This is a genomic window from Vibrio sp. H11 (genome assembly GCF_004804295.1).
GTDB classification, from domain to species: Bacteria; Pseudomonadota; Gammaproteobacteria; order Enterobacterales; family Vibrionaceae; genus Vibrio; species Vibrio ostreae.
Window position 1 is genome coordinate 355,608 of sequence record NZ_SSHN01000003.1, and the last position, 25,401, is coordinate 381,008.

Consider the following 25,401-nt stretch of genomic DNA (forward strand, 5'->3'; position numbering starts at 1 on the left):
ATTTTTAGCTCAAATTGCATGAATAGACAGGCTTCTACCTTAGCATAACTGCAATGAATTGATATGTAACTGCTTGTTTTAAAGATGATATGGATAACAAAAATTATCGTCAATGGTGATGCTTGGCAGGAAAGTTAAAAGAATGACGGGAGAGTGGAAGAATGACAGAGGAGTGAAAGATGGGGCAAAAGAAGCGGATTAGCCGCAGCGGCCGGGGTAGCCCGGCCCTTCGTCGAACGGCTGCTTCGCCAGAACTGATCAGCTGTTTAGCCAGGCTTCAGCCTGCGCTTTTTCGCTGCGGTCAAACGCCTTGATTTCGATATGGGGCATCAGTTTCCCCTCCAGTTCACTGGCGGTTTTGATCCACTGTTTATCGGACAGAATCGCGGCCTTATTGAAACGTCGCATCAGGGCAATTAATTCAGGCATCTGTTTCAGTTCAACCCAGATGGCATCCAGTGTTGGCAGATGATAATCGATGACATCGTACAGCATCACGCCATTTTGCATGCCTTCACCCTGGGTCAGCAGTTGATCCAAAGCGAAAGTCATGCCTTCTTTATCAAGAGTACCGCTGATTTGAATATCGAGGCGGTTTTCTCCATGACGGTTAACGGAAAACATAGGTCACCCCCTTTCTGGCTTGAAACAAGCTCCATTTAAAGAATAGGGCTTAGGGTTTCACCTTGCCAATAAGGGCAAGGTGAACTTGTGCGATTTACGCTGTCCGCGCCGCGTTACACGTGATCACGATTCACAGCAGCAAGCTGGCGTATATTTGCTGGCCCTGTGCGGTCAGAGAATAGACCCGCTTTTCTTCTTTAACCACCAGGCCGCTGTTGACCAGTTGGCGTAAGTGAAAGTTAAATTTGGTATGATCTTCGACCCCCACCATGCGACACAAATCCATAAATTTGACTTTGCGGTGTAATTTGAGCTGTTTCACCACGGTGCGTCGAATCGGATTGGAGAGGGCGCTGAAGATCTGGTCATGATGACGTTCTTCAATCTGGGCTTTCGGGCTGCGCTCAGCATGGACCCGTTTCAGAGTCACCGACAAGGTGGCCAGATTAAACGGCTTGGTGAGAAACTCATCCGCGCCTTTTTTCATGGCATCAACGGCCAGATCGACGGTGGCAAAAGCGGTGGTGATGACAATGCCGATGTTAGGTTGCAGGCGGCGTAGTGTTGTCAGCGCATCAATACCTGTCATGCCACCCATCACGACATCAAACAGAGCCAGTTCGAACGGCTGCCTGGCCGCGGCATCCAGGGCATCTTCAGCATTATCAAAAGCAGTCACTTCAAACGATTCCAGTGCCAAAGCTTCAAGCAGGACTTCACGCAGTTGTGGATCGTCTTCTGCCAGTAACAGTTTTAAAGTCATCAAATACTCCTCGGAATGCGAACTTCCACCGTCAGGCCGTTATCGTGGTTATAGAGCAGTAGTTCGCCGTTGTGTTGCATAATGATTTGTTTGCATAGCGCCAGGCCCATACCGGTTCCTTCACCTTTGGGTTTAGTGGTAAAAAACGGTTGGGTCGCCTTATGTAACAGGGCATCCGGCATTCCACTCCCACAGTCAGTGAAGGTGACGATGGCGTATTGTTGATTCTGAATAGCCCGGATACGCAATACCTTGGTGCCATGACTGGCATCAACGCTGTTACCAATCAGGTTGCTGAACACTTCTTCCAGCAAGCCGGCATCACCGGAAATGCCCAACTGATGGTCAACGTCAACCTGCACATCGAACTCTTCCAGCCGGTATTGATTGAGCGTTAAAGCTTGCTCAATGAGCTGTGACAGGTTGACGGGCTGACGCTGAATCGGTCTGTGGTGCGCATAGTTGAGTACCTCCTGGCTGATTTCTGCAGCGCGGTTCAAGCCAAAGCGGATACGGTCAATCTGGCGCTTGTGATTGGCATTATCAATCAGTTGGCGCTCGAGTAAATCACAGCTCATCATGGCACTGCTAAGCGGCGTTTTGATCTCGTGGGCAATCGCCGAGGTCAGTTCGCCAAGCTCGCGCAATTTGGCATCCTGCAGAGACAATTGCAGGTTTGACTGCAACTGCTGGTCGTGCTCACGGTCAAAAACACGCAGTGTATGCCAGAGGCTGAGCATCACGGCATAAGCACAGACCAGACGCAGAAGATGTACCCACAAAGGTTCAGTGCCCTCTCCGAGCAGGCTGGCGCAAAGCGCGTAGCTGATCAGTGATAATCCTAGTGCCTGAAACGGTAGCGGTGAGCCGTAGCCGTTGCCAGCGATACGATGTGCATAAGAAAAAAGCGTGCAGCCGGCTAGAATGCTGAATCCGACGCCCAAGGTCCAATAAAGATAGTTACTGGCATAGTGCACAAACACCGGATAGCTGAATTGGCTGTATAACCAGCACAGGTGGCTGAGTAAAATGATTGTCAGCAGCCCGATAACACGTTTAATCCGGCGTAGCAGAGACGCTTTCCAGCGTGTCAGTTCCAGCATGCGCCAGGCAAAGTAAGCCAAGGGCATAAATGAGAGCGCCAATTTGAGCACTAGGAATGTTTCCAACTGCCGGGTCAAAGCGAATTCATGCTGATAGAGATCGAAATAGAGTTCAGACCACAGATGCGCAGCATGAACAAGCCCGAACAGGGCGAAAATCGGCAGTACTTTGGCAATTAGAATTTGGCTGTTGTTGAGGTTACGCGAGAAAATAGCGAAAGCGATGGCAAAAAAAGCCAGTCCGGAAAGAAGATAAAGTTTGAAAATGATAAGCAGGTCCATGTCGGGAGTCTAATTAACCTGGTCAACACTATCAATTGGCAAACTTGCTCAAAACCTCACAGTTAGATTGCAGTAATCGCAGCTGTGGCACGCTTTCACCGCGGTGGAAATGAAAAATTCGCCCCGCCGATCAAAGCAGACGGGCCGAATGAGGTCTCAAGGGCAGGCCGGATTACTGTGGTGGTGCATAACCAAGGCGCATTCCGCCCCAGTGACGGCCGTTAACGTAAACGGGTACCGAGATATCGTGCATCACTTCTCCGGTGTCGCGTTTATAAGTTTGCAGTAACATGGTCTGCTGATGCTGGCCGCATCGCATGCCGACCCGGTCCGAAAAGATACGCTTGGTGCGGTTGCCAAGCATATCCTGCTGCGGGTTGCCGGTCAGTGGCTGACAGAACTGATTATTGTGAGTCGGGACGTAACCATGGTCGTCGGTCGCAATGGCATAAACCATCTCTGGACGCTGAGTCAGAACCGGCTCCTGCATGGAAGGAAGGACCGAGTCACAATACTGATCAAATGCGGTCTGATATTTGGCCGGCTGGGTGTTGCCAACGGGTTGATACTGACGGTCAAACAGCGCCTGCTGCGATATCACGCCACTGGCGATGTCCTGTTCGAATTTTTTACCCACCGCCGTTGCCAGCGTCGAGGCCAGTTCATAGAAAGGCCGGTGCATGGATTGCGGATAGTGTTCGACCAGGACCGCGTTACTGTGCTCGGCAAGTTGCATTAAATGTTCTGCTTCGGTCTGTAGTTCGAGCAGTTCGTGATCACTGGCTGATAATTCCTGCTGACTATGGGTAATGGAACGGGCGATCTGACGCAGGCTCTGCTCATTAGTGGCTACGTCGTCACTGATGGCACTCATCTGTTGTTCTACCTGTTGCGACTGGCTGGCGATCGTTTCCAGGCGTTGGCTGACACTTTCCACTCGTGCGACACCTTGTGTCACATTGGTAGACAACTCACCAATCGATGCGGTCACCTGACGCGTCTGAGCGAAAATTTGCCCGACAATCGTCGAAACTTCTTCGGTGCTGCGGGCGGTGCGTTCTGCCAGATTACGCACTTCATCGGCAACCACAGCAAAACCGCGCCCACTTTCCCCGGCCCGTGCCGCTTCAATTGCGGCGTTGAGAGCCAGCAGGTTGGTTTGAGCGGCAATACTTTCAATCACCTCGACCACGGTTTCGATACGTTCAACCTGAGATTCCAGGGTCTTGATTTGATCGACCGATGCGTCTGTCTGATGACTGAGCTGCTGCATACTTTGCACCGCTTGATCCAGCTCTGCCCGCCCTTCTTCACTGGTCGCCCGCATCACTTGAGTGGCCTGTAGCGCTGAGCTGGTGTGCGATGCGCTGACTGCCAGCGTGTCGGTAATCGCTTCTGAGCTGTCAGAAATCCGCTCGATTGATGTAACCTGACGCGATGTCTGTTGTTTTACCGTATCAAGTGCATACGACACTTTCGCAGCACTGACGGCATTTTTGTTCAGTTCAGCACCGATCTGAGCAGCGATCAGGGCATTGTCGTCGCTGGCGTATGAGTCGGTTTGCCTGTTTGTATGCTGGCTGCGCATTTGCCAGGGAGCGAGTAACAGTGGGATAGCAGCGCTGAGAAAAATGAAGCCGCCACTTTCGATGCCGAGCCGCCAGCCACCCGCCAGAGTGAGCGCTGCACCCAGCGTGGTTGCCAAGGCTAAACGTTGTTGAGTCGATAACATACTTCGTCCTAATCATTATTATTGTGTTTCGTTTGTTGGACTATAACGTGATTAGTGTGCCGGAGACGGTGAGCTTGTGCCGTCTTTCACTAAAGTATGATGGTGAGCTTGACTGAAATATGCTGACAATGCGGCGCTGTTAGCACTCTTGCCAGGCAAGTTTGCTGAGTGAGTTCACAAGCGCCTGAGTGAGAAAATGAGTCATGCGGCGGGGCCAATACCGCGGTATTGGCCGACCTGACACCGGGACAAAGAGTCACAGGCTCTACAAAATCGAGTCACAGGCTCCACAAAATCAAGGCCAGAATTTGTGGTGAGAGGATGCGTAGACACATGACGAGAGGATAAACTGTGGCATAGGCCAACGCCGAAGCACCGCTCTCTTCATGGATCGCATTGGCAAAGGCCAGTGCTGGTGGATCGGTCATCGAACCGGCCAGCATGCCGCAGATGGTCAGGTAATTCAACTGACCGAACAAACGGGCCATAATGCCAACAGTCAGTAATGGGATTGCGGTGATCATCATGCCATAACCCATCCAGCTCAGGCCGTCACCCTCCACCAGCGTGGCGACAAAATTGCCGCCGGATTTGAGTCCGACTACGGCCAGAAACAGCACAATACCGATTTCGCGCAGCGCCAGGTTGGCGCTGGGTGGCATAAACCAGTACAGCTTACCAATGCTGCCAATCCGGGCCAGAATCAAGGCAACGATCAGCGGGCCACCCGCCAAACCGAGTTTTATCGCGGCGGGAAAGCCGGGCAGATAAAACGGAATAGAGCCAAGCAGCACGCCAAGACCAATGCCGACAAACACTGGCAGCATCTGCACCTGTTGCAGTTTTTGGTGAGCATTACCGACAATACCGCTCACCGCTTCAATGGCGTCCTGACGGCCGACCAGATTAAGAATGTCACCGAATTGCAGTGTCGACTGACTGGTCGGCACCAGCTCAATCCCGGCGCGGTTAAGACGAGAGACCACCACATCGTATTTCTGTTTCAGATCGAGATCGCGCAGTTTCTTACCCAGTACGATCTCATTGGTCACCACCAGACGTTGGACCCGCAATTCTGTGCCTCGGGTCGACAGGGATGCATCGACTTCTTCGCCGATCACCAGCCGGGCTTTATCGAGCGCCTTTTTATCGCCGACCAAGTGCAGCAGATCGTCGACTTCGACTCTCGATTCTGGTTTAGGGACATGCAGAGTATCGCCCCGTTTGAGGCGCGAACACACAATGTCGCCTTCACTCAGGGCCGGAATGTCTTGGAGGAATAAGCCATTCAGGTTGGGGTTACGCACTGCCACGTTCATGGTGTGCAGGCTCTCTTTTTTATGCCCGTTGTGCGTCTCGAACTCCTGAGCTTCGTGATTAATATTGACGCGAAACATCATTCTCAGCAGCCACATGGTCAGCAGAATACCGCAGATACCAAACGGATAAGCGATAGCGTAGCCCATCCCGGTCAGGTCAAGCAGGCTGCGTTGTTCACCCAGTTCGGTCAGAATCTGCTGGCCGGCACCCAGCGAAGGGGTATTGGTGACGGCACCGGAAAAGACGCCGAGTATCACCGGCAGAGGGACATCAAACAGATAGTACAGACCAACCGTCACAGTGCAGCCGAGCAGCACAGTCAGCACGGCAAAGCCATTCAGCTTGAGGCCGGAACTGCGCAGCGAAGAAAAGAAGCCCGGCCCTACCTGAATGCCTATGGTGTAAACAAATAGGATCAGGCCGAATTCCTGGATAAAGTGCAGGGTCTCATAGTTGAGCGTGACGCCCCACACCCCGGTATAGTGACCAACCAGAATACCGCCAAACAGTACTCCGCCAATCCCAAGACCAACGCCGTAGATCCGCCAGTTCCCAATCCACAAGCCCAGCACTGCCACCAGCGCCAGAATGCTGATAGAAAGCGCAATATCACTCATAGTGAAGCTCCTGATTTCATTTAAAATCGCGGGAGGGCAAATCACCATGAACGGCGGACAGAGGCAGGCTTTCGCACAGTACTGTGTGCGGCGCCCGTATAGACGGCACCGTATTACAGCGGTTACACCGGTAACAACTGCAACCATAACAGCGTTCAGGTCTGCGGCTGAAGGGTTCAAATACTGCCAGCGATTTCCAGCAGAAGAGTATTCTGTGCCAACCTGCAATCTGAGTCTCGGTTATGTTGTCCCGGTATCAGGTCATGACAGTTTTGGTATTGCCCTTAACTGATACTGAGTATGAATGTATTACGGGGGCAAAGTTAACCGGGTTGATGCAAAATTGTGCGCCTGGGCAAAAATAAATTCTACGTGATAACTAACTGTTAAATATAAGTAAATGGTGTTAACTGGCTGGCGTGGTTGATGCTGGTTGGCTGTCTTCATGCCCAGCACAGGTAGCGCAGAAAATATGTGCCCAGGTTGTACTTTTGACACAAATTACCTCGCCAAAAGTGCAACCTGAAGATGAGTGTTGCGCACCTTTAGCGTTCTGGCTTAGTTGAGCTGGCCGCTGGCGTGTTGCAGCAAACGCATGATCAGTTCGGTATGGTGCAGTGACAGCCCCTGCGATTGTAACGCTTTGAGATGTTCATCCCGGGCAACAAACACCACCGGATGTCCGGCCTTCATCAGGCGAGTTGCGTAATAACAGCCGATGCCACCGGCACCGGTCATGGCAAATTGGACCTTATTCTCTCCTTGAAACTTGGTCTCTTTTAAAGATGATGCTTATCAGGTTAAATCATTTGCATCTCAGAACCAGAGCTGTATGCCATGATGAGGTATGCTTATATCGATCATCTGACGGAGAACGGCGATGTCCGACAACACACGGTGCTTCTTTGCGCTGACTTTCGATACGAAGGCGCAGGAGATGCTGCAACGCAGCCGCGATACACTGAAAAGAAACGCTGCACACGGCAGTTTTACCCACGATGGCAATTTTCACCTCACGCTGGAATTTATCGGCGCAGTCAGCGATGCCGATTTAGCACAGTTGGGGGGATTACTGACTCAGTTGGAGAGCGAACCACCCCATTTGCTACACAGTCGTCAACTGGGTCATTTCGATATCAAAGGCGGGCGGCTGATCTGGCTGGGTGTAAAGCCGGACGCCAGGTTAATGGCGTTGCAGGCTGAGCTGCGCGGGTTACTTGCGTTAAATGGCTTTACACCGGAAAACCGGCGCTATCGCCCTCATATCACACTGGGGCGTCGTGTCGAGCTGTATCAGTCGATGGATGCGCTGGGTATGCCGGACACGGATTTGTCAGTGCATTCTGTGGCTTTGATGGAAAGTGCTCATGTAAACGGAAAACTGCGCTATCAGCCACGGTATGAAAGGCTGGTGGCTCAAAGTTAACGCATGCGGCGGTTGCATGATGGAGAATGGACTACAATTGAGGAGATCTTGGCGGCGACTTTATTCGATCACGATGCGGTTGAACATTGAGTTCGTCAGCAAAGCAAACCTCATAACAAGAAGCGAGAACGGCAATGAAAAATGTAACCTCAGTCATGCTGCTTGGATTGGTGCTGGGATTTTCCGCCAGTGCGATGGCCAATCATCATAAGCAGGGTGAAAACATGATGTCTGACAGTGCGAAGCAGAATAGTCAGGGCATGATGATGTCGAATCAAGAAATGGAGCAAATGCACAAAGATATGATGGGCATGTCCGAAGAAGAGCGTGCGCAGTATAAAATGAAGCTGCAGGACTGCGAAAAATCAGGCCGCAGTGCTAAAGAGTGTGAAGCTAAACTGGAACGTCATATGGATCGTGATGACAACAAAGATAAAATGATGGATCAGGATAAGATGATGAAACAGGATAAAAAGAGTAAAACCTATTAAACCTCAGTCATCCCTTAGCGCCAGAAAGGCGAACACGGTTGTTCGCCTTTTTTAATGCCTGTTTTGCGCGGATTTACGTCAAACTGACTTAGCGCTTGTCTCTAACGCTCAGATATCAGTTAAACTCAGGCAAAACAACAGGCTGGGAAATTCCAATTATATGCAGGGTAAAATCAGCGAGTGGTATGACGATAAAGGCTATGGTTTTATTGTGACGCCGGAGCGCAAACGCAAAATCTTTGTCCATGTATCGGAGCTGAGAAAAAAGGGCTTACGGCCCAAAGTGAATGCCAAAGTCTGCTTTGAGCTTGGGCGTGACAGCCAGGGGCGTATCAATGCGGTGAATGTTAACATGCAAGGGGCCGCCAGCCTTCCGCTAGCGGTGGTATTCGGCTGTGCGTTTGTAGTGTTTGTCAGTGGTACAACCCTGCTGATGGGCGGCGCGGTGGTCTTTATCCCGCTCTATCTGCTGCTCAGCCTGGTTACCTACCTGGTGTATGCCAGGGATAAAAATGCGGCGCTGCAGGGCACCTGGCGCATACCGGAAAAAACCTTGCACCTTTTAGCGTTGGCAGGCGGCTGGCCCGGAGCACTGTGGGCACAGAATCAGCTACGGCATAAATCGCAAAAGCAACCGTTTAAGGCTATTCTCTGGCTGACCATCGTTTTGAATATCGCGGCCTTCAGCTGGACGTTGTCTCAGCCGGGCCACGCCTTGATTCAGCATTGGTTACCTTAATGCTCTCCGGTTTGTAAGGAGCGTAAGTAGCGGTGCAAGAAGCGGGTGTCCACACCTTGCATCCGCATTCGTAGTTCTAATTGGCGCAGTTTATGTTCTGCATCACAGCGCTGCGGTGATCCTTCCGCGCAACGGGCCATTAGATCACATAACGACATTGCCTGATTACGCTCAGCAAGCTCCGGCGGAATATAACCGGCATTCTTCAACACCCGATAGCCCATACGCAGTTGCTCGGGCACCATGCTGTCATCATCTAACTGCAATGGCTCACCTTTGCCGGGTAAATCATCCATGTTGCCGTTATCAAACGCCGCCTGAATGCGCTGTTCTGCGATTTTGTCGACCAGTGTACTCATCAGTTTCTCCTGTTTGAGTGATCAGCTTACTCACTCAAGGCCGTATATCAATAGGGATAGCCTGTGGCCTGCTGCACAACTGACCCTGGTGGTGAATGAAATACCATGCAACATTTTTGTTGTTTATTGACGATTTTAATCAGGACTCCGGGTTTGATAGGGTAAAAGGGCGAAGGTAAAGAAAGCGTTAAGATAACCAGAGGCTAAAATAACGAGAGTGTTTCAGATCAACGAGAGAGTTTCAGAACAATAAGTGATGGCAGAGGGGATGAGCATGAGGAAGAAGCTGGGTTTTAACCGTATGGTGCAGATTTTATTGGTGTCAGTCGCGGCGATGCTCAGTGGCTGTACCCAGAGCGACTGGCGTTCTGCCAGCCGTGAACCGGCAGGCATCGCCCCTGATCCGCAGAATGACAAACAGGCGGTGATTGAGTTTTACGCCGCTGATGCGTTCAGTTGGCGCGGCTGGTTTGCCGTGCATACCTGGATGGCGCTCAAACCGCAGGATGCTGAAGAATATACCGTGTACGAGGTGGTTGGTTGGCGGGTTGACCGCGGTCAGCCGGCACTCTATCAGTACCAGACGGTAACGCCTGACCGTTACTGGTACGGCGCAAAACCTGAAAAAGTACTGTCGATTCAGGGCGAAAAAGCTGAGCAGTTGATCCCGAAAGTACAGAAAGTGGTAGGCTTGTATCCGTGGGCCAATGAATACACCCTGTTTCCGGGACCAAACAGCAATACTTTCCCGGCCTGGGTCGGTAAGCAAGTGCCGGAACTGGGGCTGAAAATGCCGTTTCGTGCCATCGGCAGCGGCTACGCAGATTAACCCTTAATATCAAGCTTGCCTAAGCAAACGTATATTGGCTAAACAAGGTAAGAGTGACCAAGCAAACCAAGCTTAGCCATATAGGCAAAAATTGCGCAAAACAAAAAGCCCGCTATGACAGCGGGCTTTTGAGTTTTTGTGGTTGGCGTATGACGGCTGTCAGGTCAGTCACTTTAAACGAACGACTGATTTAAGTGATGGACCTGTCCGGCAAACGACACACGGCTAACCCGACACTAAGCGATTTTAGTCAGCCAGTTGTGGGTATCTGGCGCTTTACCCCACTGAATATCATTCAGTGTCTGGCGCAGTTTCTGTGCGATAGGGCCAATCTCGCCGCTGCCGACTTTGTAATCTTTACCGTTGTGGATCAGAGTGCCGACAGAGGTCAGAACTGCAGCCGTACCAGACAGCATGGCTTCCACTCCTGGTTTAGCAGCGCGCTCCAGCAACTCTTCAACAGAGACTTCTCGTTCAGTGACCGTCATGCCCAGATCTTTAGCAATGGTCAGGATGCTTGAACGGGTTACGCCGTGCAGGAAGGTTGAGTCCAGTGCTTTGGTGATGATCTCGTTACCGTCAACCAGCAGGAAGTTTGCCGCGCCAGTTTCAGTGATGTAACCGTTTGGACAAAACAGAACCTGGTCGGCCTGATATTTTTGTTTTGCTTCCAGAGTTGGAGCCAGCGCACTGGCGTAGTTACCGCCGCTCTTGATCATACCCATGTGTGGTGCGCAGCGCTGACCTTCTTCGTCCAGCAGCAGACGCAGAGCGTGTGCGCCGCCAGCGAAGTAATCACCTACTGGCGACAACAGGATATACATCATTGAAGAGACGGAAGCTGCCGCCGCCTTACCAATAGCAGGCTCTGTACCAATGTGCGTTGGACGAATGTACATAGAGCCTGGTGGTTGTGGAACGTCAGAAGCGAATTCTGCAACGATATCAGTGATCATCTGCGAGACTTGCGCCTTGTCCAGCTCAGGTAGAGATAGCAACTTGCTGCTTTGTGAGAAACGCTCAACGTTCTGATCCATACGGAAAACATGCACACTGCCGTCTTCGTGACGGAATGCTTTCAGGCCTTCAAAACAAGTACTTGAGTAGTGCAGTACGTGTGCGCCCGGATGCAGTGAGATGCTGTCTGATGAAACGATCTGAGCGTCAGTCCATTGATTATTTTCGTATGTTGCTAAAGCCATTTTAGGCATGAACACGCTACCAAAAGCCGCCATTATTATGATTTCCTAATTACTGTATTTATTTGATGAAGTGTTAGATTAAGTTTGGGCAGGCGAGAGATTAGTCGTCCAAGACTTAATATCAAAATACTAAAACAGATTCCGTCAGTAAGAAAGTAAAAGTCACAGATTCGGGCGTTCTGTGTGCCAGTCCCTTTAATCGCAGGGCTGTGCTTACCGGGCAGAGGGGAGGAAAGACGTCAATTCACCGCTTTTGGCTATATGTTATCAGGGCAATGATTGATGGTATTAATCATTGTGCCTGCTTGTCGACGGCGAGCAGAAAAGGGCTTAGCGTTGTCGCTCAGCCCTTTGAGCATGCTCGCTGATTAAAGGATATCGGTTATCGCGATCCCGAGGCCAAAACGCTGCTGCTTATGGTTGTAATCAATCAGGTTCTCACCGTAGCCGGTGGAGTATTTCGCATAGCCGCGCACCTTGCCCCAGATAGGGAAGGTCATGCCTAGCTCCGCGTAGCCGTTGTGGGTCTCAAAGTTTTCCCGGCCCATGAAGTTCAATGCCACACTGTCCCATTTATACACTGCGCTGAGCTCGAAATTGCCCATGTAGTCACGGATATCCGGGTTGTCATCACCGTCCGGGTCGTCGGCGTAACCCTTACTGTCTTCCGGAATACGCCACCAAGGGCGGAAGTTGACCGCCAGACGATTCTTTTCATAGGTAAATGAACCGTAGATACGGTTCCAACTGCGTGACAGATCCTGGCGCTGGCCGTTGGACTGATGCTCAATGCCAACCCCGAGCCAGGTGTTGCCGCCAAAGGGTTTCCAAACGGTCGGCGTGAAGTAGAACAGTTCCGGCTGGTAGTTGGTTTCACGGAAAGGGCGCGAAATGGACCCGGCGTAAACCTGCCAGTAGGAACGCAGGGTGAAACCAAAGAACAGGGCATCATCTTCAAACAGCAGATCGGTGTAATTCAGCGGGATTTTAAAACTGATTTGAAATTCGGCTTCCGCTTTACGCAGATCCTCGGCCCAGCCAGTGTCCTGATAAGCCTCGCGGTTAACGCTGTCGGTATAGGTGAGCGGCAGAATATAGTTCATCTTGTGTGGGGTTATCACAAACGGCTGGAACTCGGTGCTTTTTTCTAATTCCCGCCGTTGAGTCAGCAGCTCCGGCTCCTCAGTCGGTTCTTCTTCCTCTGGCAGTTCACAGCGCTGACGCACTTCATCTATGGTCATTTCACCGCTCTGTCCGCGAGTGGCGTTAAGCAGACAGCGGTCATAATCGGACAGTTCTTCCGCTTCGATGAATGGTGACAGAAATAGTGTGGCTAGCAATGTCGTCTGTAGCATCGTCGTCTGCAGCGTCGTCATCTTTAGCGTCGCTTCCATGTGGGTTCCTTGGCAAAAAGTGGTAGTTAAACCTCTGAAGTATAATTGCTATTTTCTTGATTGTTGTAAAAGCAGTGTTATTGCTACGCTAAATATCCTCTCTTAGCAAGAGATGTATCACAGTTATTTAGTCGGATTATCACTGGTATTTCAAAACTAACGTTTCTTTATTGCAAAATTGACGTGGTAAAAAAGGGACATGCGATCAGGCATGTCCCTTTTTGCTGCCTGGCAATCCGTTGAGATTCACAGGCCAAAATGGTTGTTTAGGTTTAACCCGGTTTACGGGGCTAAATCCACTTCCACCGGCAGGTAATGACGAGGCTCAAGTTTGAGCCATTCCGGCAACACGGTACCGATTGAAATCGAGGACCAGGTGCCGGAAATAATCCCGATGAACATGGCGGTTGCAAAACCTTCCAACGGCGCGCCGCCCATCAGCCATAGTGCCGCAACGGTGATCAGCGTCGTACCTGAGGTGACCATGGTGCGCGAGAACGTCGCGACAACGGCCTGATCGTTGATCTCCTCGGTTGGCGTGCTCTGTCTGGCTACCAGCAGTTCACGAATCCGGTCAGCAATGATGATCGAATCGTTGAGTGAGTAGCCGAGAATCGCCAGCACTGCGGCGAACACCGTCAGGTTGAATTCCATTTGGGTCAGAGCAAAGAAGCCCAGTACCAGTACCACATCGTGGATCAGCGCCAGTAACGCGCCACTTGCCAGACGCCACTCAAAGCGGAAACAGAGGTAACCAAGGATACACAGCATACTGATCAGCAGAGCCAGGCCGCCTTGATCAACCAGATCCTGGCCGACCTGCGATCCGACCATACTGTTGCTGATGATGTCTACGTTATCAGACACCTGGTGCAGAAGCTGATTGATATCCGCTGCGGCCTGGCCTTCAGTTGCCAGCGGGTAGCGAATCACCCAGCGACCCTCTTCGCCGGATTTGGTGACCGATGTGGACTCTCCCAATGCCGGCTGCAGCACATTGAGTAAATCATGGTTGGTGACCGTCTGGCTGATCACGGCTTCTGTAACCATACCGCCGGTAAAATCCAGTCCCATATTAAGGCCACGCATGGCAAAAGCGGCCAGAGAAATCACCATTAGCGAGATAGACACCAGGCTGGTGATGTAGCGAATACGACGAATGCGAGTTTTAAGAAATTGAAGCATGATTTATACCCTTACATCACGACGGCCGTCGCGTCCCCAAATCAGATTAATTAGTGCGCGTGAAGCGAACACGCCGGTAAACATACTGGTCAGCAGACCCAGTCCCAGAGTCAGAGCAAAGCCCTGAATCGGACCGTTACCGATGGAGTAGAGGATAAGTGCCGTGATCATGGTGGTGATATTGGCATCGAGGATAGTACTGAACGCGCTGCTAAAGCCGAGATCAATCGCCTGAGCGAAGCTGCGCCCTTCAGCCAGCTTATCTTTGATACGCTCAAAAATCAGTACGTTGGTGTCGACCGCCATACCGACAGTCAGTACCAGTCCGGCAATCCCCGGCAGGGTCAGCACTGCACCCGGCAGCAGACCAATCAGCCCGAGCAAAGAGACCATGTTGATCACCAGCGCGGTATTGGCAACCCAGCCCAGGCGGCGGTACCACAGCGCCATAAAGGTCAGGGTCATGGCAAGGCCTAACGCTAGGGCGGCAAAGCCATTGTGAATGTTCTCTGCACCGAGTGAGGCGCCGATAGTGCGTTCTTCGACAATGGTGACCGGCGCTGTCAGCGAGCCGGCACGCAGCAGCAGAGCCAGCTGCTGGGCTTCATCGGTCGAACCTGCTCCGGTAATGCGGAACTGACTGCCCAGCTGTGACTGGATGGTCGCGACACTGATTACCCGTTCGCTGCGCTCGGTTTCACCGCGCGCGTTGGTTTTGTATTCGCGATACACGGTCGCCATCGGTTTGCCGATGTGTTTGCCGGAGAAATCACTCATTACCTTGCCGCCAGCATGATCGAGAGAAATGTTGACTTCAGAGAAGCCCATTTTATCGACCCCGGCACGGGCATTGACAATGTGATCGCCGGTCAGAACCGGACGTTTATTGAGAACGACGGCTTTACCGTCGTTATCCTTGAGTACCAGATTATCGCGTGACAAAGCTTCTTCGCCGGTTTTGGCTTCATAGAATGCCAGGCTGGCGGTTGCACCGATCACATTTTTTGCCTGGGACGGATCCTGGACACCCGGCAGTTCGATACGGATGCTGTGTTCACCCTGGCGTTGGACCAGAGCCTCCGTAATGCCGAGTTCTTCAATTCGGTCACGCATGATTTTCAGGTTTTGCTGAATCGTCGCAGACTGAAAATCGAGCTTATTCTGTGCGGTCGGCAGCACGCTGAGCGTATTTGACTGACGCTTGATTTCCCAACCGGTGTAGTTCTGCTTCAGGTAAGTGATAATTTTGCCCAGCGCTTCATCTGACTGGGTATCAACCTGCAATCCCTCCACACCCTGCGCAGCGACACGTACGCCACGCAGGCGCTCGCTGCGCAGCATATCTTTGACCTCGTCAATCATGGTATCGCGCTGCTCCTGGAATGCTTTATCGACGTCCACATTGAGCAAAAACTGTACGCCGCCACGTAAATCCAGGCCAAGCTTAATCGGATTAAAGCCCAGATTCTGCAGCCATTGCGGCGCAACCGAAACATAAGAGTAAGTAATACTGTCATTGGCGCTGAGCTGCGTATCCAGCACTTTGCGGGCATGGGCCTGATCGGTCTCGTTATCAAATACCAGCACCAGACTGTCGCCTTGTTGGGTAATTTTTTGCGCCTGAATGCCTTGCTGGCTCAGATACCGGTTGACGGAAGTTACATCAGACAAAGTGCTGTTAGGTTGTGATGACTGAATCTGGATCGATGGTTGCTCGCCATACCAGGTTGGAATTGCACTCAGGGCCAGCACCACCACGGTGACGACAAGCACCACGTATTTCCAGGCCGAATAGTGGTTAAGCACACGTTTTGGTGCTTTGGTTGGGTTTTTCTTCATAGATATCCCCTCGGCAAACGAGCCGAGTTTAAAAGCGGTAATGTGCAGCGTTGAAGAGGGCTTGTTACGTCAGTGCAATGAATATCGTATTCGGCACTGCGCTGGGTACGAGCACATCATGCAACGCTGGAATGATCAGCGCGTGTTATCAGGCGCCGATAATGGTTTCGGGAATATCAGCAGAAATACTGGCTGTTTAACGCCACATACATGGCATTGGTCTCTTTCCAGCCGGAAAGACGATAGGAGGAATGAAAGTCCTGATATGGAGCAGGAGAAGTCGACTGCGCCAGATGGATTGTCTGGTGAGGATCGGTAACGGGATAGAAGGACGCGACAGTATCAAGCAGATCCGGGTCGCCATCGTAGCTGTTATAACCTTCTCGTCCGTTATAGCCTTCTCGTCCGTTATAGCCTTCTCGTCCGTTATAACCTGCGCTCCGGGCCCAGCGAACAGAATTGATCAGTGCCGCTTTGGATCCGGCGTGATGGGTTTCGCTCTGTGGTGCCTGAGGCTGGGCCGGAGATTCTGGTTCGTCACTCTGATGTAGCAGCGCGCTCAGCGTTGCGGCGGCTTTACCTGATGCTGATTTGTTATTATCCAGCGACGCCAAGGCCTGCGCAGGCAAAACCAGCGCAATCAGCGATAACCAGAAAATACGAATCATGTGCCAGGACATACAGCGCCTACTTCAATAACAAGCTCGCAGTGTAAGGCCGGGCGTGACGGGGCTCAAGTAAAATTTTGGTCATTTGCATCGGGTTTTGCATGCGGCCGCTCTGATTTCAGCTGACTTATCAACCTGTCTGGTGACTGCAAGATGGCACCCTCATCAAAGTCACACTGACAAGAATCATGTTATTGCACGTAAAATATGTGCTTGGTTGCAAAAGTTAAAATAACTTTAAGCATGGCATATTGTATCTGGCCAGACGTTAATCTATGGTTTTGAATGTATTTTGCGCAATTTTACTCGCCTAGAACTGCAGAACGACAGAGCCACAAAGCGAACGGGAGATGATGATGAACCTTAGGGAATATGCACAAAAAAGTGTGCTGTGCTGGCTGGCGACAACGGATGCGGATGCCACACCCAATGTTTCACCCAAAGAGATGTTTACTTTTGTCGACGACGAGCTGATGCTGATCGCCAATATCGCATCACCACAAAGTGAACAGAATATATTCTCCAATGCCAAAGTGTGCGTCTCATTTATCGATATCTTTGAGCAACGCGGATTCAAAGTGCAGGGTATCGCGCGAGTGGTGAAAGCGCAGGACAGCTGCTGGGAAGGGTATTTAACGCACTTGCGTCAGATGGCGGATGAGCGTTATCCGATACAGAGCATCTTTGAAATTCGCGTTGAGTCAGTGGCAAAAGTGCAGGCGCCGAGTTATTTCCTTTTTGCCGATACTACGCCAGAGAGTCAGGTTGAAAGCGCTCTGAAAACTTATCAGGTAGAGCGTTGATTGCGATAAATCAGGGTTTACGGCGTTAAAATACCGAACTTGGTCGCCATCATTCGGCTTGGGGAGGCGCTTATCCAATCTTAAAATTGTTAACAAGCTGCAATGGTTTCGAATTGAGAAAAAGACGTTATAAGACATTAGTTGCAGGTTCAGCTGGAGTCGTTTAGATTGGGTGCAAAGGCCAGTGACAGGCCAGCGAAAGATGGAGACAGTGGGCACATGTTGGATAAATTAAATTTGGGAAAACTGATCCTGGTTTTGTGTGTATTCAGCGTAGTGGTGACCCTGTTTAATGCGTTTTACTCCATTTATCGCGTACAGCATGATCTGATCATCAATAACACGCTGGAATCCAATCGTGTTTACGCGGAAAAAATGGCAGAAATGACGGATGCATTTATCGATTCGGCCATGTCGCAGCTTAAATACAGTGCCCAGTCGCTCAGCACGGAAATGCAGGACACTAAATTCCTCAGCAAGGAAGTGGATCGGCTGAAAAACCAGACCGATTCCTTTAACTCCGCCTTTATCGTCAATGCTGACGGCGTGATCGTGTCCATTTCGCCCGAAACCATTGAGGTGAAAGGGATACGTTTAACCAGCGACAGGGCTTTACAATCCCTGCGCTCACAAGAGCCGCTCGTGACCAATCCGTTTGTTTCACCGGCCGGCAACTACCTCATCAGTATTTCCTATCCCATTTTTGCCGCAAATGGTGACTACTTAGGCTATGTGGCAGGTAGTATCTATCTGGAACAGAAGAACATTTTAACCACCTTACTTGGAAAACACAGTTATAAAGACGGTTCTTATCTGTATGTTGTCGACCGCGGGCATACACTGATTTACCATCCGGATAAGCGCAGAGTCGGCCAGGTGATTGTGAACAACAAGGCAATTAATACCGTACTGGAAGGTGAAAAGGGCAGCCAGACTATGTTGAACTCGCAGGGCTTCGAAATGCTGGCGGGTTACGCTCCTGTAGCTCTCGCTGGGTGGGGCATTGTCGCCCAGCGCCCCAAAGAGCTGACCCTCTCCACTCTGGATCAGCAGATGTGGAATGTTGTTCTGGAAACGCTGCCAATCGCCCTGCTAACCCTGCTGATTATTTGGATCTCGGCGTTCTTCATTTCCAAACCGTTATGGCAACTGGCGAGCGCGGTGAGAAACTTCGACAGTCACTCCGCGGCAATGGATGATCTGACCCAGATAAAACCGTGGTACTTTGAAGCCTCGCATCTGAAGCGCACCTTCCTTAATGCGTTGGGTATTGTGTCTAACACCATAGATCAACTGCAGAACGATACACTGACCGACCCGATGACCGGTTTACTCAACCGCCGTGGTTTAGAGAAAGCCGTTGACCGCCTGTGTGGGCAGCATACCCCGTTTGCAGTGCTGGCTTTGGATGTGGATTACTTCAAACGAGTCAATGATACCTTTGGTCATGATGTCGGGGACGAACTGCTCAAAAGCGTCGCCCAGATAATTAAGAAACAGGCGCGTGATAACGATGTGGTGTGCCGGGCGGGTGGTGAAGAATTTATTGCTTTCCTCACTAAGACCGATGTAAACCAGGCGTTTAATGCCGCGGAGCGGATTCGTAAAACGATTGAAAACTATCCGTTTGACGCCGTAGGGCAGGTCACCATTTCGATTGGTGTCTCTTATTGGGACAGCGCCGGTGAACCCATCAATGCCATCCTGAAAAACGCCGATGATGCACTGTACCAGGCGAAACATAACGGCCGTAACCGAACGGAAATCAAAGCGTCGTCGGCAAGAGATGACACGCCTCCGCCCTTGGGGGCAAAAGGCTTGCCTTTACGCTGATAATTGATGCTATTGAAAGGTGCTATTGCTAATTTGGTCATTAAAGTTGGCTGCTTTGGAGATTAAAAGTAGTAATATGCTCGCGTTAATTGCAGAATCCCCGCTTCGTGTTACGAGGTGACTATGAGAATTAACGAAACCGAGAGAGATGCCCTGTATAAAGTAATTTTTTCGCGCCGCGATGTGCGCCGCGACTTTATACCTGAACCGATACCGGATGAGGTTGTAGAACGGATACTCATGGCCGGGCATCACGCACCGAGCGTAGGCTTTATGCAGCCGTGGGATTTTATCCTGGTCACCGATCCTAATACCAAGCAGGCAATTAAGGCCGGCTACCAATCTGCCAGTGCGGAATCTGCCGAGCAGTTTGCCGCTGATAAGCAACAAACCTACAAGAGCTTTAAGCTGGAAGGTATCATGGAAGCCCCGCTCGGCATCTGTGTGACCTGCGATCGCCAACGCAATGGCCCAGTGGTAATTGGCCGGACCATCAAACCAGAAATGGACCTCTACAGTACCGTGTGTGCGATCCAGAACATGTGGCTGGCGGCGCGTGCGGAAAACTTAGGTTTTGGCTGGGTGAGTATTATTCATTATGAGGTCTTGCGCGATACGCTGGATATTCCGGAGGAAATCGAAATCATCGGTTATCTGTGCCTCGGCTATGTATCGAAATTCAATGACAAACCCGAGCTGGAACAATTTGGCTGGTTACCGCGGGAAGACATCAATTCGCTAATCCATAGAGGCAAATGGTCACAGAAATAACGTAAACCCTCTGATACATCAAGAATCGCAGGCCATCAACATTCCCCAAAACTCTTGTGTCACGAGTTCTGGAGTGTTACTTCTCAAGGTAAGCTGATTTTGAAGCATGTCCTATGTCATTCCACGATATCCCAGCTCAATTTCACAACGATGACTGTCAAGCTCCGCTATATCTGCCCCGGATATTTCGTTGCGTTCGTCATAGACGTTAATAAACGGACTTCTTTTCCTTTGATGGTCTTGGCGATTAACCTTACTTGGATTGTTTTGGTGGCGTCTACCCACTGCGTTGAGCTTGCAGTGGCAACGTAAGTTCAACCAACTCTCGCCTTCGACCTAGTTTGGCTATCACTGTAAGTTGTTCTTCTTGGAATCCTCGCCATCAAGTTTTCAGGGAAGCGGCGATAGTAGCCACTTGTTGCGGACGGAGGATTATCTTTAGAGCGAGTGTGACTAAATTACAATTTATTCACTCGTTGTTATCGTATCCATGAAGGGTTAGAATTTACAATTTAATTAATGAAAGTCAGAGATAAGGCTATGAATGACGAATATAACCACTCCAGTTTGAAGCGAGGCCCAGTCGCGCATGATGTGCGGGATCAGATAGTTATCGCCGCCACAGAACATTTCAGCCGCTACGGTTACGGTAAAACCACTGTCTCAGATTTGGCAAAATCAATCGGTTTTTCAAAGGCATATATATACAAGTTCTTTTCTTCTAAACAGGCTATTGGCGAAAGTATCTGTACAAACTGCTTAGGTGGGATTGAGGCCGATGTTCGAAAAGCGATAGAAGATGTTGATCAGGCGCCAGAGAAGCTGCGTCGGATGTTTAAAGAAATTGTTCAGGCAAGCTTTCGTTTATTTTCTCAAGACCAAAAGCTCTATGAAATTGCAGCATCCGCTGCCGCTGAACGTTGGCAGGCAACCATTCAGTATGAGCAAAACATCAAGGCGTTACTGCAAGAAATTCTTCGAGAAGGGCGCCAAGCGGGGGATTTTGAGCGTAAAACACCATTAGATGAAATGACGACAGCTATTTATCTTGTCATGCGACCTTATATGAATCCTCTTATGCTGCAATACAATTTTGACGTGATTGAAGAGGCCCCGGTACAGCTCTCTAATCTGGTTCTTCGCAGTCTTGCTCCGTAGCCTAAAAGTGACCATTGACTAAATTGGTCACTAGAATGATAATTGCACTCCTGAACAGTCCTTCATGGAGGCTTATGTATGTCTCGTCACAACATACTGAAAATCGCAATTATCACTGCTTTACCGCTGGCCTTAACGGCTTGCGGTGAAGAAAAGCAAGCCGATCCCCGTACTGAAGCGCCTCTGGTGCGGACCGTTACGATCGCTGCGTCCAGCGCCGAATCGCGCTCTTTCACTGGTGTCATAGCGGCTCGAATAGAAAGCGACCTTGGTTTTCGAGTATCAGGTAAGGTACTAAAACGCCTGGTGGACACCGGACAGGTTGTGAAAAAGGGACAAGTGTTGATGCAGCTTGATCCTATCGACCTGCAACTTGCCGCTCACGCCCAACAAGAAGCTGTTGTAGCGGCTAGGGTAAGAGCCAAACAAGTGGCAGAAGATGAGGCTCGTTACCGAAAGTTACGCGGTACTGGGGCTATATCAGATTCTGCTTATGATGAAGTAAAAGCGGCGGCGGATACCGCACAGGCTCAGCTTCGTGCAGCCCAAGCGCAAGCGGAAGTAGCAATCAATGCTACCCATTATACGGATCTTGTTGCCGATGCTGATGGGACCGTAGTTGAAACCCTTGCTGAGCCGGGACAAGTTGTGAGCGCCGGTCAGATAGTGGTCCGAGTTGCGCATGCAGGAGCTCGGGAAGCGGTGATCCAGTTACCTGAAACCTTGCGTCCTGCATTGGGTTCCCCTGGGCAAGCTCATCTTTTTGGCCGTCCTGATATGACGTCGGTTGCAACGCTCAGACAGCTTTCAGATGCCGCAGACCCCGCCACCCGTACTTTTGAAGCAAGATATGTGCTTAATGGCGCACTGCAAAATGCGCCTTTGGGCTCAACCGTTACCATTAACGCAACCAACGAACGTTCCGTTTCAACAACAGGGTTGCAAGTACCGATTGGTGCGTTGTTTGATGCGGGTAAAGGAACTGGCGTTTGGAGTGTCGATGGCGAGCCAGCCAAAGTCTCTTGGCATCCCGTCACGGTTATAGATCTTGACGATGATTCTGCGCTTGTTAGTGGCTCAATCCAACATGGTGCTCAAGTCGTCGCTCTCGGCGCTCATCTGTTACGCGACGGTGAACAGGTGCGAGTTGCGGTTTCTTCTTCCGGGTCTGTTGCAGAGGGATCGCGTCCATGAGCGAGAGTCGTTTCAACCTTTCCGCGCTCGCAGTACGTGAACGCGCCGTCACGCTATTTCTCATACTGTTGATTTCTATTGCTGGCGTAACCTCATTCTTTAAGCTAGGCCGCGCTGAGGATCCTTCTTTTACCATCAAGGTGATGACAATTGTCACCGCCTGGCCCGGAGCGACTGCTCAGGAAATGCAGGAGCAGGTTGCCGAGAAGATCGAAAAACGGATGCAGGAGCTAAGTTGGTATGACCGTACCGAAACCTTCACGCGTCCGGGACTCGCCTTTACCACGTTGACCTTGTTGGATAAAACGCCTCCATCTGAAGTACAGCAGCAGTTTTATCAGGCCCGCAAAAAAATCGGCGACGAAATTCGTAATCTTCCTGCTGGTGTCATGGGGCCATTCATTAATGACGAATATTCCGATGTCACTTTTGCGCTGTATGCACTCAAAGCCAAAGGCGAGTCGCAACGATTACTGGTTCGTGATGCAGAATCTCTGCGTCAACGTCTGCTTCATGTCCCTGGGGTTAAAAAGGTTAATATTATCGGTGAACAGCCAGAACGTATTTATGTGGAGTTTTCTCATGAACGTTTGGCAACATTAGGAGTAAGTCCACAAGAAGTTTTTGCTGCGCTCAACAATCAAAACGTGCTGACGCCCGCAGGTTCGGTTGAAACCAAAGGACCAGAAGTTTTTATTCGTTTGGACGGGGCTTTCGACAACTTAAAAAAAATACGCGATACCCCTATTGTTGTGAAAGGGCAGACGTTAAAGCTGTCAGATATTGCCACGGTAAAGCGCGGTTATGAAGATCCGGCTACATTCATGGTCCGTAATGGCGGCGAGCCCGCGCTGTTACTGGGTATCGTTATGCGTGATGGCTGGAATGGCCTTGATTTGGGCAAATCGCTTGACGAGGAAGTTGGCGGGATTAATGCCGAAATGCCTTTGGGTATGAGCCTATCCAAGGTAACCGATCAGGCCGTGAACATTCATGCGGCAGTCGATGAGTTTATGATCAAATTCTTCGCGGCATTGGCTGTTGTGATGCTGGTAAGCTTTGTGAGTATGGGATGGCGTCCAGGTATTATTGTTGCTGCGGCTGTGCCTTTAACGCTTGCCATTGTTTTTGTTGTCATGCTGGCGACGGGGAAGAACTTTGACCGTATCACGCTCGGCTCTTTGATTCTGGCATTGGGGTTACTGGTCGATGACGCCATCATTGCTATCGAAATGATGGTGGTGAAAATGGAGGAAGGTTATAGCCGTATCGCCGCGTCATCCTATGCCTGGAGTCTGACTGCAGCCCCCATGCTATCAGGAACACTGGTTACCGCGGTTGGATTTATGCCCAACGGTTTTGCACGTTCTGCTGCCGGTGAATATACCAGCAATATGTTCTGGATCGTCGGTACAGCACTCATCGCATCCTGGGTCGTGGCAGTGGTATTTACGCCATACCTGGGGGTGAAGCTATTGCCCGACTTTAAGAAAGTCGAAGGTGGGCATGGCGCAATTTATAATACGCCACGTTACAACCAATTCCGCCGGTTTCTGGGGCGGGTCATTGCTAAAAAATGGTGGGTAGCGTTATCAGTCGTAAGCCTGTTTGTTATAGCTGTACTGGGGATGTCGGTCGTTAAGAAGCAGTTTTTCCCTATTTCTGACCGACCGGAAGTGTTGGTTGAAGTGCAGATGCCTTACGGTACTTCCATCACTCAGACCAGCGCTGCTGCAGCCAAAGTTGAACAGTGGTTAGCGCAACAAAAAGAAGCCAGGATTGTGACCACTTATATCGGTCAGGGGGCGCCAAGGTTCTTCTTCTCGGTGGGCCCAGAGCTCCCTGATCCTTCTTTTGCCAAAATTGTTATTCGTACTGACAACCAAGAAGAGCGCGAGGTGTTAAAACATCGTCTGCGCCGAGCTATCGCTGATGGTTTAGCGCCGGAAGCAAGAGTGCGTGTGACTCAACTGGTATTCGGCCCTTACTCACCATTTCCAGTGGCGTATCGGGTAACCGGTCCTAATCCAGATACATTGCGCGACATTGCGAATGAAGTACAGCAGGTTATGAAAGCAAGTCCCATGATGCGCACTGTGAACTCAGATTGGGGAACTCGTGTGCCTACCGTACATTTCTCATTGCAGCAGGACAGACTTCAGGCTCTGGGGTTGAACTCCAGTAGTGTCGCTCAACAGTTACAGTTCTTGTTAAACGGTGTTCCCGTAACGAGTGTGCGGGAAGATATTCGTACTGTTCAGGTGATCGCTCGCTCATCGGGCGAAACACGGCTTGATCCGTCTCAAATAGAAAACTTCACGTTAGCAGGTGTCCACGGGGAACGTATTCCTTTATCCCAGATAGGAAATGTTGAGATACAAATGGAAGAGCCGATCATGCGCCGTCGAGATCGGGTACCAACGATTACTGTGCGCGGTGATATTGCCGAAGGCTTACAACCGCCAGACGTATCGCATGTTATTACTCAGCAGTTACAACCTATTATACAAAAATTGCCTAGCGGCTATCACATCGTGGAAGCGGGTTCTATAGAGGAATCAGGCAAGGCCAGTGTCGCCATGTTGCCGATTTTCCCCATCATGATTGCTATCACGCTACTGATTATCATCCTCCAAGTGCGCTCATTTGCCGGCATGGTGATGGTGTTTTTAACCAGTCCTTTGGGACTCATTGGTGTGGTGCCTACTTTGCTTTTGTTCCAGCAACCGTTCGGCATTAATGCATTGGTTGGATTGATAGCATTGTCTGGCATTTTAATGCGTAACACGCTCATTTTACTTGGCCAAATCCGTCATAACGAATTATCCGGATTGGACCCGCTCAATGCAGTCGTTGAAGCTACGGTTCAACGTGCCCGCCCTGTAATCCTTACAGCGTTGGCCGCAATTCTAGCCTTTATTCCACTCACACACTCTGTGTTCTGGGGAACATTGGCTTACACGCTGATTGGTGGGACGTTTGCCGGAACCGTTTTAACATTGGTTTTCTTACCTGCCATGTATTCGATTTGGTTCAAGATAAGGTCAAACGCTTGAGAAACGTATCATG

The 25,401-nt window shown here is 50.5% G+C and carries 22 protein-coding genes and 1 pseudogene; 10 read left to right on the top strand and 13 right to left on the bottom strand.

The genetic code is table 11. From position 1 onward, the window contains the following. Positions 1-258: 258 nt before the first annotated feature. The 6 genes from E6C74_RS06560 to E6C74_RS06585 form a co-directional block, all read right to left on the bottom strand. Positions 259-624 (bottom strand): STAS/SEC14 domain-containing protein, encoded by a 366-nt coding sequence (locus E6C74_RS06560; RefSeq protein WP_136483884.1) that lies wholly within the window; start codon positions 622-624, stop codon positions 259-261. Positions 625-754: 130 nt separating this feature from the next. Next, positions 755-1,387, bottom strand: a complete 633-nt coding sequence (locus E6C74_RS06565; protein WP_136483885.1) for a response regulator — start codon at positions 1,385-1,387, stop codon at positions 755-757. Beyond that, entirely contained in the window at positions 1,387-2,772 is a 1,386-nt protein-coding gene (locus E6C74_RS06570; protein WP_136483886.1) for a HAMP domain-containing sensor histidine kinase, read from the bottom strand. Before E6C74_RS06570 ends, E6C74_RS06565 begins: the two co-directional genes overlap by 1 nt. Positions 2,773-2,944: 172 nt before the next feature. After that, a complete protein-coding gene (locus E6C74_RS06575) occupies positions 2,945-4,504 on the bottom strand; it encodes a methyl-accepting chemotaxis protein (RefSeq protein WP_136483887.1) in 1,560 nt (519 codons plus the stop codon). A gap of 278 nt (positions 4,505-4,782) precedes the next feature. Further along, positions 4,783-6,441, bottom strand: a complete 1,659-nt coding sequence (locus tag E6C74_RS06580; protein WP_136483888.1) for a putative transporter — start codon at positions 6,439-6,441, stop codon at positions 4,783-4,785. A gap of 558 nt (positions 6,442-6,999) precedes the next feature. After that, positions 7,000-7,179, bottom strand: a complete 180-nt coding sequence (locus tag E6C74_RS06585; RefSeq protein ID WP_136483889.1) for a 2-dehydropantoate 2-reductase N-terminal domain-containing protein — start codon at positions 7,177-7,179, stop codon at positions 7,000-7,002. 142 nt (positions 7,180-7,321) lie between these two features. Here E6C74_RS06585 and thpR point away from each other — a divergent pair, with 142 nt between their 5' ends. From thpR to E6C74_RS06600, 3 genes are all read left to right on the top strand, one after another. Beyond that, entirely contained in the window at positions 7,322-7,867 is a 546-nt protein-coding gene (gene thpR, locus E6C74_RS06590) for an RNA 2',3'-cyclic phosphodiesterase (protein WP_136483890.1), read from the top strand. A 134-nt stretch (positions 7,868-8,001) separates the two neighbouring features. Continuing rightward, positions 8,002-8,358 carry a hypothetical protein gene (locus E6C74_RS06595; RefSeq protein ID WP_136483891.1) on the top strand — a complete coding sequence of 119 codons (357 nt, stop codon included), beginning with the start codon at positions 8,002-8,004 and terminating at the stop codon, positions 8,356-8,358. Between the two features lie 160 nt (positions 8,359-8,518). Beyond that, entirely contained in the window at positions 8,519-9,097 is a 579-nt protein-coding gene (locus tag E6C74_RS06600) for a cold shock and DUF1294 domain-containing protein (RefSeq protein WP_136483892.1), read from the top strand. On the opposite strand, the gene E6C74_RS06605 is transcribed toward E6C74_RS06600, so the two are convergent. Beyond that, positions 9,094-9,456 (bottom strand): DnaJ family domain-containing protein, encoded by a 363-nt coding sequence (locus E6C74_RS06605; RefSeq protein ID WP_136483893.1) that lies wholly within the window; start codon positions 9,454-9,456, stop codon positions 9,094-9,096. The genes E6C74_RS06600 and E6C74_RS06605 overlap by 4 nt on opposite strands. Before the next feature lie 274 nt (positions 9,457-9,730). On the opposite strand from E6C74_RS06605, the gene E6C74_RS06610 reads away from it, so the two are divergent. Beyond that, a complete protein-coding gene (locus tag E6C74_RS06610) occupies positions 9,731-10,285 on the top strand; it encodes a DUF3750 domain-containing protein (RefSeq protein ID WP_206208384.1) in 555 nt (184 codons plus the stop codon). A 236-nt stretch (positions 10,286-10,521) separates the two neighbouring features. On the opposite strand, the gene E6C74_RS06615 is transcribed toward E6C74_RS06610, so the two are convergent. From E6C74_RS06615 to E6C74_RS06635, 5 genes are all read right to left on the bottom strand, one after another. Next, the gene (locus tag E6C74_RS06615) at positions 10,522-11,520 is read right to left on the bottom strand and encodes a branched-chain amino acid aminotransferase (protein ID WP_136483894.1); all 999 of its coding nucleotides are present in this window, start codon (positions 11,518-11,520) and stop codon (positions 10,522-10,524) included. A gap of 335 nt (positions 11,521-11,855) precedes the next feature. Further along, positions 11,856-12,854, bottom strand: a complete 999-nt coding sequence (locus E6C74_RS06620) for a phospholipase A (protein ID WP_136484015.1) — start codon at positions 12,852-12,854, stop codon at positions 11,856-11,858. Between the two features lie 309 nt (positions 12,855-13,163). Beyond that, positions 13,164-14,066: a protein translocase subunit SecF gene (secF, locus tag E6C74_RS06625; RefSeq protein ID WP_136483895.1), complete on the bottom strand. Its 903-nt coding sequence runs from the start codon at positions 14,064-14,066 to the stop codon at positions 13,164-13,166. Between the two features lie 3 nt (positions 14,067-14,069). After that, positions 14,070-15,905, bottom strand: a complete 1,836-nt coding sequence (gene secD, locus E6C74_RS06630; RefSeq protein ID WP_136483896.1) for a protein translocase subunit SecD — start codon at positions 15,903-15,905, stop codon at positions 14,070-14,072. A 176-nt stretch (positions 15,906-16,081) separates the two neighbouring features. After that, positions 16,082-16,585 carry a hypothetical protein gene (locus E6C74_RS06635; RefSeq protein ID WP_136483897.1) on the bottom strand — a complete coding sequence of 168 codons (504 nt, stop codon included), beginning with the start codon at positions 16,583-16,585 and terminating at the stop codon, positions 16,082-16,084. A 338-nt stretch (positions 16,586-16,923) separates the two neighbouring features. On the opposite strand from E6C74_RS06635, the gene E6C74_RS06640 reads away from it, so the two are divergent. The 3 genes from E6C74_RS06640 (at position 16,924) to bluB (ending at position 19,980) form a co-directional block, all read left to right on the top strand. After that, positions 16,924-17,376, top strand: a complete 453-nt coding sequence (locus E6C74_RS06640; RefSeq protein ID WP_168796974.1) for a pyridoxamine 5'-phosphate oxidase family protein — start codon at positions 16,924-16,926, stop codon at positions 17,374-17,376. 219 nt (positions 17,377-17,595) lie between these two features. Further along, the gene (locus tag E6C74_RS06645) at positions 17,596-19,209 is read left to right on the top strand and encodes a sensor domain-containing diguanylate cyclase (RefSeq protein ID WP_136483898.1); all 1,614 of its coding nucleotides are present in this window, start codon (positions 17,596-17,598) and stop codon (positions 19,207-19,209) included. A 123-nt stretch (positions 19,210-19,332) separates the two neighbouring features. Further along, positions 19,333-19,980, top strand: a complete 648-nt coding sequence (gene bluB, locus E6C74_RS06650; protein ID WP_136483899.1) for a 5,6-dimethylbenzimidazole synthase — start codon at positions 19,333-19,335, stop codon at positions 19,978-19,980. A gap of 10 nt (positions 19,981-19,990) precedes the next feature. Here bluB and E6C74_RS21260 read toward each other — a convergent pair. Next, a pseudogene (locus tag E6C74_RS21260) lies at positions 19,991-20,323 on the bottom strand (IS4 family transposase); the annotation flags it as partial. Positions 20,324-20,520: 197 nt separating this feature from the next. Between E6C74_RS21260 and E6C74_RS06655 the strand changes: the two are divergent. The 3 genes from E6C74_RS06655 (at position 20,521) to E6C74_RS06665 (ending at position 25,388) form a co-directional block, all read left to right on the top strand. Further along, positions 20,521-21,138, top strand: a complete 618-nt coding sequence (locus E6C74_RS06655; RefSeq protein WP_136483900.1) for a TetR/AcrR family transcriptional regulator — start codon at positions 20,521-20,523, stop codon at positions 21,136-21,138. 78 nt (positions 21,139-21,216) lie between these two features. Further along, positions 21,217-22,332, top strand: a complete 1,116-nt coding sequence (locus E6C74_RS06660; protein ID WP_136483901.1) for an efflux RND transporter periplasmic adaptor subunit — start codon at positions 21,217-21,219, stop codon at positions 22,330-22,332. After that, a complete protein-coding gene (locus E6C74_RS06665) occupies positions 22,329-25,388 on the top strand; it encodes an efflux RND transporter permease subunit (protein ID WP_136483902.1) in 3,060 nt (1,019 codons plus the stop codon). Before E6C74_RS06660 ends, E6C74_RS06665 begins: the two co-directional genes overlap by 4 nt. Positions 25,389-25,401: the final 13 nt, after the last annotated feature.

Excerpts from the sequence above, each read along its gene's own strand:
- E6C74_RS06660 (WP_136483901.1), top strand. The coding sequence starts at position 21,217 with ATGTCTCGTCACAACATACTGAAAATCGCAATTATCACTGCTTTACCG.
- E6C74_RS06585 (WP_136483889.1), bottom strand. The coding sequence starts at position 7,179 with ATGACCGGTGCCGGTGGCATCGGCTGTTATTACGCAACTCGCCTGATG.
- E6C74_RS06580 (WP_136483888.1), bottom strand. The coding sequence starts at position 6,441 with ATGAGTGATATTGCGCTTTCTATCAGCATTCTGGCGCTGGTGGCAGTG.
- E6C74_RS06595 (WP_136483891.1), top strand. The coding sequence starts at position 8,002 with ATGAAAAATGTAACCTCAGTCATGCTGCTTGGATTGGTGCTGGGATTT.
- E6C74_RS06605 (WP_136483893.1), bottom strand. The coding sequence starts at position 9,456 with ATGAGTACACTGGTCGACAAAATCGCAGAACAGCGCATTCAGGCGGCG.
- thpR (WP_136483890.1), top strand. The coding sequence starts at position 7,322 with ATGTCCGACAACACACGGTGCTTCTTTGCGCTGACTTTCGATACGAAG.
- E6C74_RS06615 (WP_136483894.1), bottom strand. The coding sequence starts at position 11,520 with ATGGCGGCTTTTGGTAGCGTGTTCATGCCTAAAATGGCTTTAGCAACA.
- secF (WP_136483895.1), bottom strand. The coding sequence starts at position 14,066 with ATGCTTCAATTTCTTAAAACTCGCATTCGTCGTATTCGCTACATCACC.
- E6C74_RS06565 (WP_136483885.1), bottom strand. The coding sequence starts at position 1,387 with ATGACTTTAAAACTGTTACTGGCAGAAGACGATCCACAACTGCGTGAA.
- E6C74_RS06560 (WP_136483884.1), bottom strand. The coding sequence starts at position 624 with ATGTTTTCCGTTAACCGTCATGGAGAAAACCGCCTCGATATTCAAATC.
- E6C74_RS06665 (WP_136483902.1), top strand. The coding sequence starts at position 22,329 with ATGAGCGAGAGTCGTTTCAACCTTTCCGCGCTCGCAGTACGTGAACGC.
- E6C74_RS06640 (WP_168796974.1), top strand. The coding sequence starts at position 16,924 with ATGATGATGAACCTTAGGGAATATGCACAAAAAAGTGTGCTGTGCTGG.
- E6C74_RS06635 (WP_136483897.1), bottom strand. The coding sequence starts at position 16,585 with ATGTCCTGGCACATGATTCGTATTTTCTGGTTATCGCTGATTGCGCTG.
- secD (WP_136483896.1), bottom strand. The coding sequence starts at position 15,905 with ATGAAGAAAAACCCAACCAAAGCACCAAAACGTGTGCTTAACCACTAT.
- E6C74_RS06655 (WP_136483900.1), top strand. The coding sequence starts at position 20,521 with ATGAATGACGAATATAACCACTCCAGTTTGAAGCGAGGCCCAGTCGCG.
- E6C74_RS06610 (WP_206208384.1), top strand. The coding sequence starts at position 9,731 with ATGAGGAAGAAGCTGGGTTTTAACCGTATGGTGCAGATTTTATTGGTG.
- E6C74_RS06645 (WP_136483898.1), top strand. The coding sequence starts at position 17,596 with ATGTTGGATAAATTAAATTTGGGAAAACTGATCCTGGTTTTGTGTGTA.
- bluB (WP_136483899.1), top strand. The coding sequence starts at position 19,333 with ATGAGAATTAACGAAACCGAGAGAGATGCCCTGTATAAAGTAATTTTT.
- E6C74_RS06570 (WP_136483886.1), bottom strand. The coding sequence starts at position 2,772 with ATGGACCTGCTTATCATTTTCAAACTTTATCTTCTTTCCGGACTGGCT.
- E6C74_RS06600 (WP_136483892.1), top strand. The coding sequence starts at position 8,519 with ATGCAGGGTAAAATCAGCGAGTGGTATGACGATAAAGGCTATGGTTTT.
- E6C74_RS06575 (WP_136483887.1), bottom strand. The coding sequence starts at position 4,504 with ATGTTATCGACTCAACAACGTTTAGCCTTGGCAACCACGCTGGGTGCA.